The sequence below is a fragment of the Xanthomonas chitinilytica genome, from assembly GCF_026107455.2.
Classification (GTDB): Bacteria; Pseudomonadota; Gammaproteobacteria; order Xanthomonadales; family Xanthomonadaceae; genus Stenotrophomonas; species Stenotrophomonas chitinilytica.
In genome coordinates, this window is sequence record NZ_JAPCHY010000004.1 from 19,118 (window position 1) to 37,333 (window position 18,216).

The 18,216-nt window shown below is 67.2% G+C and carries 16 protein-coding genes; 9 read left to right on the forward strand and 7 right to left on the reverse strand.

Annotation, left to right across the window (positions count from 1 at the left end; genetic code table 11):
- Window positions 1–82: 82 nt before the first annotated feature.
- Window positions 83–562, reverse strand: coding sequence for a DUF2127 domain-containing protein (locus tag OK345_RS05815; RefSeq protein WP_265126987.1), 480 nt, complete (start codon window positions 560–562; stop codon window positions 83–85).
- Between the two features lie 5 nt (window positions 563–567).
- Window positions 568–2,397 (reverse strand): translational GTPase TypA, encoded by a 1,830-nt coding sequence (gene typA / locus OK345_RS05820; protein WP_265126988.1) that lies wholly within the window; start codon window positions 2,395–2,397, stop codon window positions 568–570.
- Window positions 2,398–2,622: 225 nt separating this feature from the next.
- On the opposite strand from typA, the gene OK345_RS05825 reads away from it, so the two are divergent.
- From OK345_RS05825 to OK345_RS05855, 7 genes are all read left to right on the forward strand, one after another.
- The gene (locus tag OK345_RS05825) at window positions 2,623–3,117 is read left to right on the forward strand and encodes a peptidylprolyl isomerase (RefSeq protein ID WP_265126989.1); all 495 of its coding nucleotides are present in this window, start codon (window positions 2,623–2,625) and stop codon (window positions 3,115–3,117) included.
- Window positions 3,118–3,232: 115 nt separating this feature from the next.
- A complete protein-coding gene (locus tag OK345_RS05830; protein ID WP_265126990.1) occupies window positions 3,233–4,222 on the forward strand; it encodes a malate dehydrogenase in 990 nt (329 codons plus the stop codon).
- 7 nt (window positions 4,223–4,229) lie between these two features.
- Window positions 4,230–5,234 (forward strand): glycosyltransferase family 2 protein, encoded by a 1,005-nt coding sequence (locus OK345_RS05835; protein WP_265126991.1) that lies wholly within the window; start codon window positions 4,230–4,232, stop codon window positions 5,232–5,234.
- 59 nt (window positions 5,235–5,293) lie between these two features.
- A complete protein-coding gene (locus OK345_RS05840; RefSeq protein WP_265126992.1) occupies window positions 5,294–6,994 on the forward strand; it encodes a glycosyltransferase family 39 protein in 1,701 nt (566 codons plus the stop codon).
- A gap of 97 nt (window positions 6,995–7,091) precedes the next feature.
- On the forward strand, window positions 7,092–8,969 hold the full coding sequence (gene prpE / locus OK345_RS05845; protein ID WP_265126993.1) for a propionate--CoA ligase: 1,878 nt from the start codon (window positions 7,092–7,094) through the stop codon (window positions 8,967–8,969).
- Between the two features lie 129 nt (window positions 8,970–9,098).
- The gene (locus OK345_RS05850) at window positions 9,099–9,578 is read left to right on the forward strand and encodes a hypothetical protein (RefSeq protein ID WP_265126994.1); all 480 of its coding nucleotides are present in this window, start codon (window positions 9,099–9,101) and stop codon (window positions 9,576–9,578) included.
- A gap of 111 nt (window positions 9,579–9,689) precedes the next feature.
- Entirely contained in the window at window positions 9,690–10,751 is a 1,062-nt protein-coding gene (locus OK345_RS05855; RefSeq protein ID WP_265126995.1) for a suppressor of fused domain protein, read from the forward strand.
- Between the two features lie 73 nt (window positions 10,752–10,824).
- Here the strand turns inward: OK345_RS05855 and OK345_RS05860 are convergent, their stop codons facing one another.
- The 4 genes from OK345_RS05860 to yczE form a co-directional block, all read right to left on the reverse strand.
- Window positions 10,825–11,442, reverse strand: coding sequence for a glutathione S-transferase family protein (locus OK345_RS05860; RefSeq protein ID WP_265126996.1), 618 nt, complete (start codon window positions 11,440–11,442; stop codon window positions 10,825–10,827).
- 98 nt (window positions 11,443–11,540) lie between these two features.
- A complete protein-coding gene (locus OK345_RS05865) occupies window positions 11,541–11,999 on the reverse strand; it encodes a cell wall hydrolase (protein ID WP_265126997.1) in 459 nt (152 codons plus the stop codon).
- Window positions 12,000–12,280: 281 nt separating this feature from the next.
- Window positions 12,281–14,314, reverse strand: a complete 2,034-nt coding sequence (locus OK345_RS05870) for an NADPH-dependent 2,4-dienoyl-CoA reductase (RefSeq protein ID WP_265126998.1) — start codon at window positions 14,312–14,314, stop codon at window positions 12,281–12,283.
- 71 nt (window positions 14,315–14,385) lie between these two features.
- Entirely contained in the window at window positions 14,386–14,994 is a 609-nt protein-coding gene (yczE, locus tag OK345_RS05875; RefSeq protein WP_265126999.1) for a membrane protein YczE, read from the reverse strand.
- Between the two features lie 41 nt (window positions 14,995–15,035).
- On the opposite strand from yczE, the gene OK345_RS05880 reads away from it, so the two are divergent.
- Entirely contained in the window at window positions 15,036–15,365 is a 330-nt protein-coding gene (locus OK345_RS05880) for a hypothetical protein (protein WP_265127000.1), read from the forward strand.
- Window positions 15,366–15,523: 158 nt separating this feature from the next.
- On the opposite strand, the gene OK345_RS05885 is transcribed toward OK345_RS05880, so the two are convergent.
- Complete coding sequence (locus OK345_RS05885) at window positions 15,524–16,549, reverse strand: zinc-binding alcohol dehydrogenase family protein (protein ID WP_265127001.1); 1,026 nt, start codon at window positions 16,547–16,549, stop codon at window positions 15,524–15,526.
- Window positions 16,550–16,923: 374 nt separating this feature from the next.
- On the opposite strand from OK345_RS05885, the gene OK345_RS05890 reads away from it, so the two are divergent.
- A complete protein-coding gene (locus tag OK345_RS05890; RefSeq protein ID WP_265127002.1) occupies window positions 16,924–18,030 on the forward strand; it encodes an OmpA family protein in 1,107 nt (368 codons plus the stop codon).
- The last annotated feature ends 186 nt before the right edge of the window (window positions 18,031–18,216 follow it).

Below are 18,216 nucleotides of genomic sequence, written 5' to 3' on the forward strand. Positions count from 1 at the left end.
GCAGCGCATCATCAGGTTCCTTCTGGACCCACGCAGGCTAACCAGCCATCGGGGGCCTTGGCAATCGTGCGGGAGCCGGTGGTCAGGGCCTTGCCTGGTGGCGCTTGCCGATATCGCGCGCCAGCACGTAGACCACCAGCAGGTTGATCGCCAGCAGCAACCAGGTGGCCCAGCCCGGGTGCTGGAAGATGGCGTAGAGGTCCAGTGGCAGGTAAAGCGCCGCGGAAATGCAGCCCAGCCACGAGGCCCAGGCGCGGGCCCGCCACAGGCCCCATGCTTCCAGTGCGCGCAGCAGGCCATAGGCGACCAGCGCGGCGGCGCCCAGGTGCACGGTGTCGGGGGTGATCAGGTCCAGCAGCGAGGAGAACGATCCCTGCTCGGGGTCGCCGCCGATGCGGCGGATCAGGGCATCGACGATGTTGCGCAGCGGGGCGGGCCCGGAGATTTCCAGGCCGGCCGCCGCGAGAAAGGCCAGCACGGCCTTTCCCGCTTCCAGCAGCGCGATGGCTGCCAGACCCGGATGCGCGTGCGGATCCGGGTTGTAGGGCTTGTTGCCGGCCAACGCGATCAGCCGCCGCGCGAAGCCTTCTTGCGGTCGCTTTCGGTCAGGAACTTCTTGCGCAGGCGGATTTCCTTCGGGGTGACTTCCACCAGCTCGTCGTCCTCGATGAAGTCCAGTGCCTGCTCCAGCGTGTACTTGATGGCCGGGGTCAGCTTGATCGCATCGTCCTTGCCCGAAGCGCGCATGTTGGTCAGCGGCTTGGTCTTGATGGCGTTGACGGTCAGGTCGTTGTCCTTGGAGTGGATGCCGACCAGCTGGCCTTCGTACACGTTGTCGCCTTCGGCGGCGAACAGGCGGCCGCGCTCTTCCAGCGGTCCCAGCGCATAGGCGGGAGTGACGCCCGGCGCATTGGCGATCATCACGCCGTTCGGACGCTTGGCGATCGCGCCCTGTTCCTTCGGGCCGTAGTGGTCGAATACGTGGAACAGCAGGCCCGAGCCCTGGGTCAGGGTCTTGAACTCGTTCTGGAAGCCGATCAGGCCACGCGCCGGGATCATGTAGTCAAGGCGCACGCGGCCCTTGCCGTCCGGCTCCATGTTCTTCAGCTGGCCCTTGCGGATGCCCAGCTTCTCCATCACGCCGCCCTGGTGCTGTTCCTCGATGTCCACCACCAGCTGCTCGATCGGCTCCATCTGCTGGCCGTCGATCTCCTTGATGATCACTTCCGGGCGCGACACCGCCAGCTCGTAGCCCTCGCGGCGCATGTTCTCGATCAGCACCGACAGGTGCAGCTCGCCGCGGCCGGAGACCAGGAACTTGTCGGCGTCGGAGCCTTCTTCCACGCGCAGCGCAACGTTGTGCACCTTTTCGCGGTCCAGGCGCTCGCGGATCTGGCGGCTGGTCAGGAACTTGCCGCCGGACAGGTCCTTGTTGCCGGCGAACGGCGAGTTGTTGACCTGGAAGGTCATCGAGATGGTCGGCTCGTCCACGGTCAGCGCCGGCAGCGCCTCGGGGAAGTCCAGCGCGCAGATGGTGTCGGAGATGGTCAGCTCCTGGATGCCGGAGATGGCCACGATGTCGCCGGCCTGCGCCTCTTCGACCTCGATGCGCTCCAGGCCCATGAAGCCGAGTACCTGCAGCACCTTGCCCTGGCGCTTCTTGCCTTCGCGGTCGATCACGGTGACCGGCATGTTCTTCTTCAGCTTGCCGCGCTGGATGCGGCCGATGCCGATCACGCCGACGAAGTTGTTGTAGTCCAGCTGGCTGATGCGCATCTGGAACGGGCCTTCGATGTCCACGCTCGGGGCCGGCACGTGCTGCATGATCGCCTCGTACAGCGGGGTCATGTCGCCGTCGCGCACGGTGTCCTCCAGGCCGGCGTAGCCGTTCAGGCCCGAGGCGTAGACGATCGGGAAGTCCAGCTGCTCGTTGGTGGCGCCGAGCTTGTCGAACAGGTCGAACACCTGGTCGATCACCCAGTCCGGACGCGCGCCCGGGCGGTCCACCTTGTTGACCACGACGATCGGCTTGAAGCCCATCGCGAAGGCCTTCTGGGTCACGAAGCGGGTCTGCGGCATCGGGCCGTCCATGGCGTCGACCAGGATCAGCACCGAGTCGACCATCGACAGCACGCGCTCGACCTCGCCGCCGAAGTCGGCGTGCCCGGGGGTGTCGACGATGTTGATGCGGTTGCCGTTCCAGCGGATGGCGGTGTTCTTGGCCAGGATGGTGATGCCACGTTCCTTTTCCTGGTCGTTGCTGTCCATCACGCGCTCGGCCAGCACGGTGCGCTCGGACAGGGTGCCGGACTGCTTGAGCAGCTGGTCGACGAGGGTGGTCTTGCCGTGGTCGACGTGGGCGACGATGGCGATGTTGCGAAGATTTTCGATGGACATGCGAAAGGGGGCCAGTCGGCGCCGGATTTGGAAAAAGAAGTCCAACATTATACGGGCTCGGGGGCAGATCGCGAAAAATCCGACCGTCGGGCCCCGAGGGCTCCATTCAGCTGGGCGCGGACAGCCGGCGGCCGGGGCGCCCCGGCCGCACCCCATCGGCCCGGGCGGCGGCCTGGGTGTATTCTATTGGGCTGGTAAAACGCCCCCCGTAACCCAAGGATTTCCATGTCCCTGATCGCCCATTTCGACACCTCCCGCGGCCCGATCAAGGTCGAGCTGTTCGCCGACAAGGCGCCGCTGACCGTGGCCAACTTCGTCAACCTGGCCAAGCGCGGCTTCTACGACGGCCTGAGCTTCCACCGCGTGATCGCCGACTTCATGATCCAGGGCGGCTGCCCCGAGGGTTCCGGCCGTGGCGGCCCGGGCTACCGCTTCGAGGACGAGACCAACAACGGCGTCAAGCACGAGCGCGGCGTGTTGTCGATGGCCAACGCCGGCCCGAACACCAACGGCAGCCAGTTCTTCATCACCCACATCAAGACCGACTGGCTGGACGGCAAGCACACCGTGTTCGGCAAGGTGCTCGAAGGCCTGGACGTGGTCGATGCGGTGAAGCAGGGCGACACCATCAACAAGATCACCATCGAAGGCGATGCCGACGCCGCGCTGGCCGCCAAGGCCGACCGCGTGGCCGAGTGGAACAAGATCCTCGCCGCCTGACCGCCCCCCGGCCGCCTGCATGGGCGGCCAATCCCGAATCCGGGCAGGTGACGCCGCGTTGCCGCGCCGCCGTGGCTTGTCCACCCCACCAAGCTTCTTAGCAGAGGAAACCCCCATGAAAGCACCCGTACGTGTTGCCGTGACCGGCGCTGCCGGCCAGATCGGTTACGCCCTGCTGTTCCGCATCGCCTCCGGCGAAATGCTGGGCAAGGACCAGCCGGTCATCCTGCAGCTGCTCGAGCTGGACAACGAAAAGGCCCAGGCCGCGCTGCAGGGCGTGGTGATGGAGCTGGAAGATTGCGCGTTCCCGCTGCTGGCCGGCGTGGTGACCACCGCCGATCCGCTGGTCGCGTTCAAGGACGTCGACGTCGCCCTGCTGGTCGGCGCGCGTCCGCGTGGCCCGGGCATGGAGCGCAAGGACCTGTTGCTGGAGAACGCCAAGATCTTCACCGTGCAGGGCAAGGCGCTGAACGCCGTGGCCAAGCGCGACGTGAAGGTGCTGGTGGTCGGCAACCCGGCCAACACCAACGCCTACATCGCCATGAAGTCGGCGCCGGACCTGGATCCGAAGAACTTCACCGCGATGCTGCGCCTGGACCACAACCGCGCCCTGAGCCAGCTGGCCGCCAAGACCGGCAAGGCCGTGGACAGCTTCGAGAAGTTCACCGTGTGGGGCAACCACAGCCCGACCATGTACCCGGACTACCGCTTCGCCACCACCAGCGGCGGCGCCTCGGTGGCCGAGCTGATCAACGACCAGGAATGGAACGCCGGCACCTTCATCCCGACCGTCGGCAAGCGCGGCGCTGCGATCATCGCCGCCCGTGGCCTGTCCTCGGCCGCCTCGGCCGCCAATGCCGCCATCGACCACGTGCATGACTGGGTGCTGGGCAGCAACGGCAAGTGGGTGACCATGGGCGTTCCGTCCGATGGCTCCTACGGCATCCCGGAAGGCGTGATCTTCGGCTTCCCGGTGACCACCGAGAACGGCAAGTACAGCATCGTCAAGGACCTGCCGATCGACGACTTCTCCAAGAAGTACATCGACATCACCCTGGCCGAGCTGGAAGAAGAGCGCGCCGGCGTGGCCGATCTGCTGGGCTGATCGGAAGGTGGTTGCCTGCACGCCGGGGGCGGCGCTGATGGACGGCAGCGCCGCTGCAAAGCCGACGGTCGCCGTCGTCATTCCAACGTATCGTGCAAGCAATTCCGTGCTCGACGTCATCTCCAGGATCGGCGCCGAGGTCGACCTCATCATCGTTGTCGACGATGCCTGCCCGGAGTCCAGCGGACTCCGGGTCCAGGCCGAGTCGGGCGATTCCCGGGTCCAGGTGTTGTTCAACAGCCGGAATCTCGGGGTTGGGGGGGCAGTGGTCGCCGGCTACCGCCGAGCGCTCGAACTCGGCGCGCAGATCTGTGTGAAGCTGGACGCGGACGGCCAGATGGACCCGGCCCTGATCCCGGAATTCGTCGCCCCCATCGCCGCCCATGAGGCGGATTACACGAAGGGCAACCGTTTCTTTCACATCCGCGACGTGGTGGCGATGCCGGTCGTGCGCTTGATCGGCAATGCGTCGTTGTCCTTCCTCTGCAAGCTGTCCAGCGGCTATTGGCACGTGTTCGATCCAACCAATGGCTACACCGCCATCCATGCCGACTGCCTGCGCGAAGTGGAACTGGACAAGCTGGAGCGTCGCTATTTCTTCGAGAGCGATCTGCTGTTCCGCTTGCACCTGGTGGATGCGGTCGTGGTGGACGTGCCGATGCGCGCGGTCTATGGGGAAGAGCGCTCCGGTCTCAATCCTTTCAGGGAAGTGCCGCGGTTCGCCCGGTCACATGCGCGCAACTTCCTGAAGCGGATCTTCTACGAGTACTTCCTGCGCGATTTCAGCCTGGCGTCGGTGCAGCTGCTCGGCGGCCTGGGGCTGTTGGCGTTCGCCATGGTCCATGGTGGCCTCACCTGGTATACGAACTTCCTTCGCGGCGTCGAGTCGCCGGCCGGTACCATCGCGGTGGTCAGCATTTCCGCGATCGTCGGCTTCGTGCTGCTGCAGGGGTTCTTCGCCTTCGACTACAGTCGTATACCGCGGCGGGTAGTGCATCGTTTCCTGCGCTGAGTCGGCTGTCGGGTCCTGTCGATCTGCAGCGACGCTTTCCCTAGTCTGAGGCATCAAGCTTGCGCAACCTGATTCGAGAAATGCCGTACGCCGGCCTGGTAGCGATCTGCTTTTCGCTGATCGGGTACTACTTCTTCACCGGGTTGTATTGCAGCGACGATACCCGCTATCTCATCGGGGCGATCAAGATTGCGTTGGGGGAGCCCATTTCGGTGACCTCGCTCGCCGAACGTCGGGTGATGTTCCTGTTGCCCGGGGCAATGATGTATGCGCCGGGAGTGGACCTGGAGCTTCTGGTCGTTCCTTACACCCTGTTTTTCGTGGGCCTGGGGGCGGTGGGTTACTTCCTCGCCCGGCGTGTGCTGTCGCGCATGGCCGCGGTGGCCGCGATGGTGCTGGCAGGCACGCAACCGGTGTTCTTCCTGTATGCCGGCGCGATGCTTCCCGATCTGGCATCGACGCTCTTCCTGATGCTCGGCCTGTTGTTCCTGTGCTGTTGGCTGGAGGCCGTGGCTGCCAAGCCAGGGGATTCGCGCCGGTCCGCCTGGTTCGCCTTCGGCCTCGGCGCCAGCATCGCCACCGCGTTCACCTTGAAGGAAAGCGGCCTGGTGCTGCTGCCCGTGCCGTTGGCGGTGATGGCATTGATGGGCCTGCGGCGCAATCTTGCCGCTTCACTGCGAGACGGCATTGCGCTGGCGATCGGTTTTGCCGCGGTGTTGGCGATCGAATCGCTGGTGTTCCGCATTGCCGCCGGGCAGTGGCATTCCAGTGTGGCCAGCTTGCTGGTGCCGCACGATGTCGCCGGCTTCATCGAGACCCAGGGGCGCTCGCCGATCGCAAGGCTGCGTACGCTGCGGTACCTGCTTGGCCCGCATACCTCCGCCTTGTTCGCTCTGGCTGCTGTCGCGTCCTTGCGGCTGGCCTTTATCTGGTACCAGCGACGACTACCCGGCCATATGGGATTGGCATGGCTGGCGGTGGTGGGTTTCTGGGCCTGGCCGCTGTTCTATTTCACTTTCGGCACGGCTTCGTTGAGCAGCTACCTGTTGCCGGTGATGCAGCAGCGGTACTACGCGCCGAGTATCGTGCCGGCCGCGATCCTCGTCGTGAATCTGATGGTGTCCGTGGTTCACCTGGCGCGCGCCGGAGCGGCAGCCAGATTGTCGATGGCGGTGTCGGCCACGGTAGCGATCTGGTTGGCCAGCGCGCCATACCTGGACCGCGGAGAGCGCGGGCTCATCTACGCGGCTGCAGCCAAGGAAGCGTTTACGCAGGCCCGGGAGGATGCGCGCCAGCGATACCCGGGGATTCCGCTTTACGACGTTGCAAGTGGCTGGACCACCGACTTGAACCGGTGCCGGGCGTTGCTGATGCCCGTGTACCCCGACGGCGAGAACCGACTGATGCAGGCGATCCGGAGCGGCGACGACGTTCGCGGCCGGTTCGGATACCGGCAACTGGACGACATGAGCCCGCCCTTCCTGGTTGCCGGGCACGGGGCGTTCATGGAGGCCAGGAAGCCTTCGCGCTGGGTCGCCTCGCTGCGCGTGCAGGTCGAGGAAGGGCGCATGCAGGCCACCCGGGTGGGACGATACGGGCAGGTGCCCAGGCGGGCCTTGCGCGGCTTGTCCTGGTTGCCCAGGACGGTTGCGGCGGCCCGTGCCAGCGGTATCTCCCCGGCACGGGAAAGGGCCGATGCTCCCACCCCGGCCGAACCGAACGAGGTGGAGATGTACCTGATCAGCCCGGGCCGCCTCTGACCGCATCCGGGGTGCGGTATTACGACCATGGTCGCAGCGCCAGGCAGATTTCTCCGGACTATGCTCGCAAGGGTCATCGCAGGTCTGGGAGGGCTTTGTGGGCTACGAAGAGATCTACCGTCGTTCGATCGACGAACCGGAGGCGTTCTGGGGCGAAGAGGCGCAGCGGATCCACTGGCACAAGCCACCGCAGCAGGTCCTGGACTATTCCAATCCGCCGTTCCGGCGCTGGTTCGTCGGCGGGCAGACCAACCTCTGCTACAACGCCGTGGACCGGCACCTGGCCGAGCGGCCCGACCAGCTCGCGTTGGTGGCAGTCTCCACCGAAACCAACGTCACCCGTGAGATCAGCTACCGCGAGCTGTACCGCGAGGTGAACGCCTTCGCCGCGGTGCTCAAGCGGCTGGACGTGGTGCGTGGCGACCGCGTGGTGATCTACATGCCGAACATGGCCGAGGCGGTGTTCGCGATGCTGGCCTGCGCGCGCATCGGTGCGGTGCACTCGGTGGTGTTCGGTGGTTTCGCCGCGCACAACCTGGCGCTGCGCATCGACGACGCGCAGCCGAAGCTGCTGATCGCCGCCGATGCCGGCATGCGCGGCGGCAAGGTGATTCCCTACAAGCCGATGGTGGATGCGGCCTGCGCCGAGGCGGAATTCCCGCCGCCGAAGGTGCTCATCGTTTCCCGCGGCCTGGACCCGGCCGAGCCGAAGCTGGCCGGCCGCGACGTCGACTACGCGACGCTGCGCGCCGAGGTCGGCGAGGCCGAGGTGCCGGTGGAATGGCTCGAGTCCAACGAGCCCAGCTACCTGCTCTATACCTCCGGCACCACCGGCAAGCCCAAGGGGGTGCAGCGCGACGTCGGCGGCTATGCGGTGGCGATGGCGCAGTCGATGCGCACCGTGTTCGATTGCGCGCCGGGGCAGGTGATGTTCTCCACCTCCGACGTCGGCTGGGCGGTGGGGCATTCCTACAACGTCTATGGGCCGCTGATCGGCGGCTGCACCTCGCTGTTGTACGAGGGGCTGCCGGTGAACCCGGATCCGGGCATCTGGTGGTCGCTGTGCGAGAAGTACGGCGTGCGCACGATGTTCTCCTCGCCGACCGCGATCCGCGTGCTGAAGAAGCACGACGTCTCCTTCATCCGCGACCACGACCTGTCTGCGCTGGAATACCTGTTCCTGGCCGGCGAACCGCTGGACGAGCCGACCGCCGACTGGATCAGCAATGCGCTGGGCAAGCCGGTGATCGACAACTACTGGCAGACCGAGACCGGCTGGCCGGCGCTGACCCTGCTGCCGGGCCTGGACATGAAACCGGTCAGGTTCGGCTCGCCCGGGTTCCCCAATCTGGGGTACCGGATGAAGGTGATCGACGAACGCAGCGGCGACGAGGTGCCGCCCGGGCAGAAGGGGGTGCTGGTGATCCAGCCGCCGTTGCCGCCGGGCTGCATGAGCACGGTGTGGAACGACGACGAGCGCTTCCTGAAGAGCTACTTCGGCCATTTCAAGGAGCTGCTCTACAGCTCGCTGGACTGGGCCATCCGCGACGAGCAGGGCTATACCTTCATCCTCGGCCGCACCGACGACGTCATCAATGTCGCCGGCCACCGCCTGGGCACGCGCGAGATCGAGGAGGCCATTTCCAGCCATCCGGGCGTGGCCGAGGCTGCGGTCATCGGCGTCAAGGACGAGCTGAAGGGGCAGGTGCCGATGGTGTTCGTCACCATGAAGCAGGCGCAGCCGGGCGACTGCAGCGGCCTGGTGGCTGAAATGATGCAACGGGTCACGGATCAGCTGGGGGCGGTGGCGCGGCCGGCGCATATCCACGTGGTCAATGCGCTGCCCAAGACCCGTTCGGGTAAGCTGTTGCGGCGTTCGTTGCAGGCATTGGCGGAGCAGCGCGACCCGGGGGATCTTTCGACGCTCGACGATCCGGGGGCACTGGAGGAGATCCGCCGCGCGCTGGGGAAATAGCGCGGGGGGCCGCCGGCTGGCGGCCAGTCTGTGCGATCGCAGGGGAGGGGCAGAGCGAGGTCCGCGCCGGCGCAAGCGCCGCGGCAGCCTGCCCCATTGCAATGCGATGCAGCACAACAGGGGGGGAAGATGGCTTTGATCCATGCCAAGACGGAGGCTGGCCGCCAGGAGATCGAGGATCGCGGGCGGAAATTGCCGCCGGCATTGCGCTCGATCCTGCTGATGGTGGACGGCCAGCGCGACGACGAGGAACTCGGACAACTGGGGCAGAACCTGCGGGCGCCGGACGATGCGCTGGCGCAGCTGGCCGCGATGGGGTTGATCGAGGCGGTGGCCGGGCAGGCGTCCGCGGCGCCGAAGGTGATGGCGACCGCGAAGATCGGCAACGATCCGGAGCGCTACCAGCAGCTGTACGACTGGATGACCGAGTCGGTGCGCAAGCACCTGGGCCTGAAGGGGTACTTCCTGCAGTTGAAGATCGAACGCGCCGATACCGCGACCGGGCTGGAGCAGCTGTGGCCGGATGTGGCCAATGCGCTCAGCAAGTCCAAGAGCCATGCCTTCGCCACGCGCTGGCTGGAAGAGACGCGCGCGCTGGTATCGACCTGAGGCGGCCGGGCCGCTGGCCCTTCGCCAGCGGCCTGCGGGCTATGCCACTGCGGTCGTGCCGGCCGGGGCATGCACTACCATGCCGGCTTCTTTGCGACAGGAGCGCCAGGCATGGCCCATGACGACCACGATGAGGCCGGCAGCCCCGGCTGGGATGCCATCAATGCCGCATTGGCGGCCGCGTACCCGGGGCAGGAGCCCCGGCACTATGGCACCGTCATGCCCTACACCCTGGGGGGCCACGATCCGCTCGACGGCATCAGTGTGTACTGGAGCGAAGCGCCGCGCCCGCACTGGAGCTATGTCACCTATGGCTTTTCCGAGCTGTACGACAAGCAGAGCGACGATCCGCAGGACAGCGGCTACGGATTCGAACTGACTTTCCGCCTGGCGATGGCGCCCGGCGAAGGCGGTGATGGCACGCCGCCGGTGTGGCCGATGAACCTGCTGCAGAACCTTGCCCGCTACGTCTTCGGCAGCGGCAACGTGTTCGAGGAGGGGCACCATCTCGATGCCAATGGCCCCATCGCGCTGGATACCGAAACCCGGCTGCGTCACCTGGCCTTCGTCGCCGATCCGCGGCTGGGGGCAATCGATACCGCCAACGGTCATCTGCGCTTCCTGCAGGTGGTGGGGTTGACCGACGACGAGATGGCGGCGGTCAAGCGCTGGTCCACCACCGGCGTACTGCGGGTGCTGGAGCCGGCCATGCCGCTGTGGATCACCGACCTGTCGCGCGGCTCGCTGCTGCAGGACCCGGCGCTGGCCGGGCAGATCGAGGCCGGCAGCCGGCGCGAGGGTTCCAGTACCGGCATGCTGTTCGTGGAGACGCTGGAATGGTCGCTCGACAATGGTGTCGCCACGCTGGTGCTGGGGGCGGGGCAGGTTCCCAGCGTGCTCGAGCTGCTGCCGCTGCGCCTGCGCCACGGCAAGCCACTGGTGGTGCTCGGCAGGGATAGGCGCTGGCGGTTTGAACCGGGAGCCGTGGACGCCATCGCGATCGACGGCGACGAAGCGCGCTGCGTTCTCTCCGATGCCAGCCTGCAAACGCTGCTGGACGGTGTGCATGCGCAACGTGGCCGGTATCCGTTGCCCGGCGGAACGCTGCAGATCGAGGTGCGGCCTACCTCGCTGCGCGACGGCCAGGGCAATGTGATCCGCGAGATCGGTTGAGGGGTGCGGTCACGGGAAATGAAAAGGCCCGGCGATTGCCGGGCCTTTTCGGCTGCAGGCCTTGCGTCGGGGGTCAGGCCAGGCCTTCGGCCGTCAATGCAGCCTGCACCCCCGGGTCGGCCAGCATCCGCTGCTCGAAGCGGTCCAGCGCGTCCATGCCGGCCAGATCGATCTTCAGCCCGCGTGCCCAGCGCAGGGTGACATAGGTATAGGCATCGGCGATGGAGGGACGCGGGGTGCCGCCCAGCCAGTCGTGCCGGGCCAGCCGGTCGTTCAGCCGCTGGTACAGGCCCTTGAGCTTGTCGCGTGCGTTCTGGTGGGTGCGGGCGATGACCGCTTCGTCTTCCAGGTACTTGGTCGAGCCGAAGATCGGGTAGTACACCGGATGCAGGTCGGCGTTGACGAAGGACAGCCAGCGATTCACCTCGGCGCGGGTGCGCGGGTCGTTGCCGCCGTCCAGGCCGGCGGCCGGTGCCTTGTCGCAGATGTAATGCAGGATGGCCGCGTTCTGGGTCAGTACCCAGTCATCGTCCTCAAGCACCGGCACCGCGCCGGCCGGGTTCATGGCCAGGTATGCGGGTGATTTCATGGTCGCCGCATCGACGATCTGGACTTCGAAAGGCAGGCCGGACCAGATCAGCGCGATGTGGTCGGCCAGCGAGCAGGCGCCAGGCTTGGTGTAGAGCTTCATGGAGTGCCTCGGGAAGGGAAACCCCGATTATCCGCACAAATGCGCAGGGCGGCATGCCGGCAGGCATGCCTGCCGGCTGGGACGCGTGGCGTCCCGGTTCAGGAAGAGCGCGGCTTGAGCGTCTGCACCTTGTAGAACGTATGGTCGCCGATGGTCGCCACCTGGTAGGCGTTGCGCCAGCTCGGGCTGGCGATCGCCAGCGCGGCGAAGTGGCTGGCCCCGGGCACGATCTCCTGGCGCTCGCCGGCCGGCAGCGCCCAGTTGCGCTCGGCGGCGAAGGCCACGTTCACGGCTTCGGCCCAGGCATCGGTGTTGCGCAGCTGGGTGCCGGGGGCAACGATGGTGGGGGCGAACTGCTTGCGTGCGGTCACCACTTGGCACATCGAGTCGCCCCACAGGCCGCTGTCGAGCCGGCGCAGGGCCACTTCGGCTACGGCCTGTTGGCCGCGCAGGGTCTGGTCGCGGGCTTCCAGGTAAACGGTGGTGCTCAGGCACAGCGAGTCGGCGGCTGGCTGCGGCAACAGTTGCGACAGCCAGAGTATCCAGGCCAGTTTCATGAATCTCCTTGCTCCGTATGGGCCGCGGCATGCTTCCTTCCAACGCAGCTGGGGAGGGGAGCAGGACAGGCTTGGCGTCATGGGGGGGCGGCCAGAACGGGCCGCCCGGGACCGGTCCATCGATCGGACCGGATGCTCACCGGAACTGGGTGGCGAGCGAAAGTGCGCGCAAGGTAGGGGGGCAACCCAAAACCATTCCTGAATGGGGCTTGTTGACATTCAGGTTGGTAACTGGCTGGAAAACGGAGCGGGGCCGCCAGCACCCGCTCCGGCAGCGGACCTTACAACCGGGCCGCCAGGCGGCTGCCCTGGTCGATCGCGCGCTTGGCGTCCAGCTCGGCGGCGACGTCGGCGCCGCCGATCAGGTGCGGCGTTTTGCCTGCGGCTTGCAGGGCCTCGACCAGCTCGCGGCGCGGCTCCTGGCCGGCGCAGACCACCACGGTGCCGACCTCCAGGGTCTGTTCGGTGCCGTCGACGCGGATGCGCAGGCCGGTGTCGTCCACGCCCAGGTATTCGACCCCGCCCAGCATCTTCACGCCCTTGGCCTTGAGCGTGGCGCGGTGGATCCAGCCGGTGGTCTTGCCGAGGCGGGCACCGGGTTTGCCGGGACTGCGCTGCAGCAGCCAGACCTGGCGGGCGGGGCGCTCCGGCCGCGGCGTGGCGAGCGAGCCGCGCGCCTCGAAGCGGGGGTCCACGCCCCACTCGGCCATCCAGCGCGCCGGGTCCAGCGACGGCGACTCGCCCTCGTGGACCAGGAACTCACCGACATCGAAGCCGATGCCGCCGGCGCCGATGACGGCGACCTTGGCGGCGGCTTCGACCCGGCCCAGCAGCACGTCCAGGTAGCTCACCACCATCGGGTGGTCGGCGCCGGGAAAGTCCACCTTGCGCGGGACGATGCCGGTGGCCAGCACCACCTCGTCGAAGCCGGCCAGCGCGGCGGCATCGACCGGGGTACCCAGCCGCACGTCCACGCCGGTCTCGGCCAGCTTGTGGCGGAAGTAGCGCAGGGTCTCGTGGAACTCCTCCTTGCCGGGGATGCGCTTGGCCACGTTGAACTGGCCGCCGATCTCGGCGGCGGCGTCGAACAGGGTCACGCGGTGGCCGCGCTCGGCGGCGACGGTGGCGCAGGCCAGGCCGGCCGGGCCTGCGCCGACCACGGCGACGGTCCTGGGTTGCGCTGCCGGCAGGTAGTTCAGTTCGGTCTCATGGGCCGCGCGCGGGTTCACCAGGCAGCTGGCGCGCTTGTTCTGGAACACGTGGTCCAGGCAGGCCTGGTTGCAGGCGATGCAGGTGTTGATGGCCTCGGCCCTGCCGGCGCGCGCCTTGTTCGGCCATTGCGGGTCGGCCAGCAGCGGTCGCGCCAGCGACACCATGTCGGCGCCACCGGCGGCGAGGATGCCCTCGGCCACGTCCGGCATGTTGATGCGGTTGGTCGCCACCAGCGGAATGCGCACATGCGGCTTGAGCTTGGCGGTGACGCCGGCGAAGGCCGCGCGCGGCACCGAGGTGGCGATGGTGGGGACGCGCGCCTCGTGCCAGCCGATGCCGGAGTTGATGATCGTCGCGCCGGCCGCCTCGATGGCCTGGGCCTGCTGCACGATCTCGTCCCAGTTGCTGCCGTCCTCGACCAGGTCCAGCAGCGACAGCCGGTAGACGATGATGAAGTCCGGGCCGCAGGCCTCGCGGATGCGGCGCACGATCTCCACCGCAAAGCGCATCCGCTTGGCGGCATCGCCGCCCCAGGCGTCGTCGCGCTTGTTGGTACGCGCGGCGATGAACTCGTTGATCAGGTAGCCCTCCGAGCCCATCACCTCGACGCCGTCGTAGCCGGCCTCGCGCGCCAGCCGGGCGGCGCGGGCGTAGTCGGCGATGTGCCGCTCCACGCCGCGGGCCGAGAGCGCGCGCGGGGTGAACGGGTTGATCGGCGCCTTCAGCTTCGACGGCGCCACCTGCAGCGGGTGGTAGCCGTAGCGGCCGGCATGCAGCAGCTGCAGGCAGATCTTCGCGCCATGCCCGTGCACCGCGGCGGTGACCTGGCGGTGCCGGCGCACTTCCCATGGCCAGGACAGCTTGCTGCCGAACGGCGCCAGCCAGCCGACCACGTTCGGGGAGAAGCCGCCGGTGACGATCAGGCCGGCGCCGCCGGCCGCGCGCTCGGCGAAATAGGCGGCCAGCTTCGGGAAATCGCGGGCGTGGTCCTCCAGCCCGGTGTGCATCGAGCCCATCAGCACCCGGTTGCGGAGCCGGGTGAAGCCCAGGTCCAGGGGGGCGAACAGGTGTGGATAGGGAGTGGCTTCGGCGGCTGGCGACATGCTGGATACGCTTGCGTACGGAAGCGCGCAGGGTGCCGCGAAACCTCGCGTGGAGCAAGTCTTCGCGGGATTCAGGCCGCTGGCGCGGGAGCCGCCTTGCGCAGTCCGAACAGGGGCAGGGTGATGCCGCACAGCGGACCGATCAGCAGCGCGAAGGCCAGGGTGCCCAGGCCGACGTCGCCGCCCAGCCACCAGCCGAGCGCCAGCACGCTGGCCTCGATCGCCGTGCGTACCTTCCAGATGGCCCAGCCGTAGCGGGCGTGCAGGCCGGTCATCAGGCCGTCGCGCGGGCCCGGGCCCAAGCGGGCGCCGATGTACAGCCCGGTGGCGATGGCCACCAGCACCAGGCCCAGCAGGAACATCGGAAGCTGCACCGCCAGCCCGTGCGCGTCCGGCAGCAGCCACAGGCCGAACTGGGCGCTGGGGCCGATCAGCAGCACGTTGAGCACCGTGCCGGCCCCCGGCTTCTGCCGGATCGGCCACCACAGCAACAGCACCAGCGCGCCGACCAGGTTGGTGGCCAGCCCGAACGACAGTGGTGTCTGCACCGCGATGCCCTGGCTCAGCACGTCCCAGGGGGCGATGCCGATGCCGGCGCGGATCATCACTGCCGCGCCGATGCCGTAGAGGAACAGGCCGGCCAGCAGCTGGAGCACGCGCAGGAACAGGGAGGTCGTCATCGTCGCGGAAGCAGCGGGCGGGGCGAGGAGTCTAGCCGGCAATGCGCGGGGCGGTTGCGGCGCCGACCTGCAATCGCCGGCCACTGCCCGACGATGAGGCCGTCCGATGTTCCTTCCGCCGCGACGCACGGCAACGCAAGCTGGCGCCGTACGAAAGCATGCGCACCCTGCCGTTCAACGTCGCACTGGCCGATGGCAGCCTGTCGGTCGAGCATTTCTGGCCAGTACATGGTCCAGCATGTCGCCGTATGTGCGGCGACCGCTACCGCCGATGCGGCGGCGGAGAGGTCGGTGCCGGCACACTGGAGTGGATGCACGTGGCCTTCGCCGCGGCGACGCGACTGGAATGGATGTTGCGGAATCCGGCCTGATGAGTGGAGCAATGGCCGCGGTAGCGGCGGATGACGGCCGACTTCGGCTCGGCCCGCTGAGGGAACGCCGTGCGGCGGCGCGCTGCGAAGGAGTTGCCCGGATCGCCATCGGTGAGCCGGCGCGGGGCTGTCCCGCGCCGGCCTCCGGGCGAAGTGGTCTATTCCCAGCCGGCCAGTGCCAGCTTGCCGATGGTGCTGCCCGATTCCAGCCGACGGTGCGCTTCGCGCAGGTTGGCGGCGTTGATCGGCCCCAGGGTTTCGGTCAGCGTCGTGCGCAGTTCGCCGGCGTCGACCAGGCTGGCTGCGCGGTTGAGCAGGCGGTGCTGTTCGATCATGTCCGCGGTGCGGAAACGCGCGCGCGCGAACATCAGTTCCCAGTGGATGCCGATGCACTTGGCCTTGTAGGGATCGCCGATGCGCAGTTCGCCGGCCGGCTCCACGATCAGGCCGACATGGCCCTGCGGTGCCAGCAGTTCGCCCAGCGGCTGCCAGTAGCGATCGGTATCGGCCAGGTTGATCGCCGCATCCACGTTGTCGAAACCCAGCGCCTGCAGCTGCGGTTGCAGCGGCTGGCGATGATCGACGACATGGTGCGCGCCCAGCTGCCGGCACCAGGCCGCCGTGGTTTCGCGCGAGGCGGTGGCGATCACCGTGAACCCGGCGTGCCGCGCCAGCTGGATGGCGATCGAGCCCACGCCGCCGGCGCCGCCGATCACCAGCAGGCTGCGATCGCTGTTGTGCCCCCCGTCGAACTGGAACGGCATGCGCTGGAACAGCAGTTCCCAGGCGGTCAGGGTGGTCAGCGGCAGCGCCGCGGCTTCGGCGAAATCCAGCGTGGTCGGCTTGCGGCCGACGATGCGCTCGTCCACCAGCTGGTACTGGGCATTGCTGCCGGGCCGGGTGACGTCGCCGGCGTAGTACACCTCGTCTCCCGGCTGGAAGGCGATGACGTCCGGACCGACCGCCTCGACCACGCCGGCGGCATCGAAACCGAGGATGCGCGGGGTCTGCTCCACGTCCGGTTTGGGCGCGCGCAGCTTGGTGTCGACCGGATTCACCGAGACCGCCTCCACCCTGACCAGCAGATCCTGTCCCTGCGGCGGCGGCGGTGCGGGTATTTCCAGGTCGCGCAGCGAATCGGGATCGTCGATGGGCAGGTAATGGGTCAGGCCGACGGCTTTCATGGGAGCTCCGGGTGTGGGAGGGGATATCGAATCATACGTATCCCCCGCCATTTCACCGCCCCGCGGATATAGGACGGGAATATTGCCGCGAACGACATGCCGTTACCGCCTTGCCGGTCGTGACCGGGGCCGCAAAGCCTTGTCACCGCTGGCTATTGCCAACCTTCATGAAGCTGTATAGGGTGCCGCATGCCGGACACGTAGAGGTCTGGTGGTCGTCTTCACATGTTACGGGACCGTTAACGTCGTCTTCACCTGCCAGAGCATAATGTTCGCGGCGATGGCGTGCGGAAACGGCCGTCTGAACACTGACGAATTACCTGTGCTGGACCATGCCTCTACCGGTTTCATACCCCCGAAAAGGAGCTGTATTCATGAACAAGAAGATTCTTACTGCCGCGCTGCTGGGTGGTCTGGCTTTTGCCCAGGCTGCGTCGGCGCAGGAATTCGACGACCGTTGGTACCTGACCGGTTCGACCGGCTTCAACTTCCAGGACAACGATCGCGGCACCAACGATGCCCCGTTCGTGACCCTGGGCCTCGGTAAGTTCATCAGCCCGAACTGGTCGCTGGATGGCGAGCTGAACTATCAGAACCCGAATTTCGATTCCAACCAGGATCTGAACTGGAGCCAGTACGGCGTGTCGCTGGACCTGCGCCGCCACTTCATCCAGGACGGCCGTGGCTGGAACCCGTACCTGCTGTTCGGCCTGGGCTACCAGAAGTCGGAAGAGGAGTACGTGATCAATTCGCCGAACTCGCCGGCACAGCGTGAAGACGGCAACCTGGCCGCCAAGGTCGGCGTCGGTCTGCAGACCACCTTCGACAAGCGCGTCGCCGTGCGCGCCGAAGTCGCCTACCGCGCCGATTTCGACGACCAGAGCGTCAACCCGCGCCTGGCCGGCAACGACGAAGACTGGTTCGGCGACGTGCTGGCTTCGGTCGGCATCGTGATCCCGCTGGGACCGGCTCCGGTCGCTGCCCCGCCGCCGGCTCCGGCTCCGGTCGCCCCGAGCTGCGCCGACCTGGATGACGACGGCGACGGCGTCAACAACTGCGACGACCGCTGCCCGGATTCGCAGCCGGGTCAGACCATCGGTCCGGACGGTTGCCCGGTGCCGGTCTCGATCGACCTGAAGGGCGTGAACTTCGACTTCGACAAGGCCACCCTGCGTCCGGACGCCGTTGCGATCCTGGGCGAAGCCGCCGAGATCCTGAAGCGTTACCCGGATCTGCGCGTCGAAGTCGCCGGTCACACCGACTCGAAGGGTACCGACGAGTACAACCAGAAGCTGTCGGAGCGTCGCGCCACCGCGGTGTACGACTACCTGCAGCAGAACGGCGTGGATGCCTCGCGCATGGTCGGCCCGATCGGCTACGGCGAGAGCCGTCCGATTGCTCCGAACACCAACCCGGATGGCTCGGACAATCCGGAAGGTCGCGCCCAGAACCGTCGTACCGAGCTGAACGTCCAGAACTGATCGGACGCTTCGGTTTCAAGAGCAGGGCCCGGCATATGCCGGGCCTTGTTCTTTTCCGGGCCTTGTTCTTTCTATGGCCTTTTCCCGGGGGAGGAGGGCGTGCGACCGGCCTCGCCAGTTCCTGGGCCGGGTTCATGGGCTTGGATGAAGGGCCTTCTTTGCGAGGGGCTTGTTCAGGGCCTCGGC

Excerpts from the sequence above, each read along its gene's own strand:
- typA (WP_265126988.1), bottom strand. The coding sequence starts at position 2,397 with ATGTCCATCGAAAATCTTCGCAACATCGCCATCGTCGCCCACGTCGAC.
- OK345_RS05825 (WP_265126989.1), top strand. The coding sequence starts at position 2,623 with ATGTCCCTGATCGCCCATTTCGACACCTCCCGCGGCCCGATCAAGGTC.
- OK345_RS05830 (WP_265126990.1), top strand. The coding sequence starts at position 3,233 with ATGAAAGCACCCGTACGTGTTGCCGTGACCGGCGCTGCCGGCCAGATC.
- OK345_RS05850 (WP_265126994.1), top strand. The coding sequence starts at position 9,099 with ATGGCTTTGATCCATGCCAAGACGGAGGCTGGCCGCCAGGAGATCGAG.
- OK345_RS05855 (WP_265126995.1), top strand. The coding sequence starts at position 9,690 with ATGGCCCATGACGACCACGATGAGGCCGGCAGCCCCGGCTGGGATGCC.
- OK345_RS05860 (WP_265126996.1), bottom strand. The coding sequence starts at position 11,442 with ATGAAGCTCTACACCAAGCCTGGCGCCTGCTCGCTGGCCGACCACATC.
- OK345_RS05865 (WP_265126997.1), bottom strand. The coding sequence starts at position 11,999 with ATGAAACTGGCCTGGATACTCTGGCTGTCGCAACTGTTGCCGCAGCCA.
- OK345_RS05870 (WP_265126998.1), bottom strand. The coding sequence starts at position 14,314 with ATGTCGCCAGCCGCCGAAGCCACTCCCTATCCACACCTGTTCGCCCCC.
- yczE (WP_265126999.1), bottom strand. The coding sequence starts at position 14,994 with ATGACGACCTCCCTGTTCCTGCGCGTGCTCCAGCTGCTGGCCGGCCTG.
- OK345_RS05880 (WP_265127000.1), top strand. The coding sequence starts at position 15,036 with ATGCGCGGGGCGGTTGCGGCGCCGACCTGCAATCGCCGGCCACTGCCC.
- OK345_RS05885 (WP_265127001.1), bottom strand. The coding sequence starts at position 16,549 with ATGAAAGCCGTCGGCCTGACCCATTACCTGCCCATCGACGATCCCGAT.
- OK345_RS05890 (WP_265127002.1), top strand. The coding sequence starts at position 16,924 with ATGAACAAGAAGATTCTTACTGCCGCGCTGCTGGGTGGTCTGGCTTTT.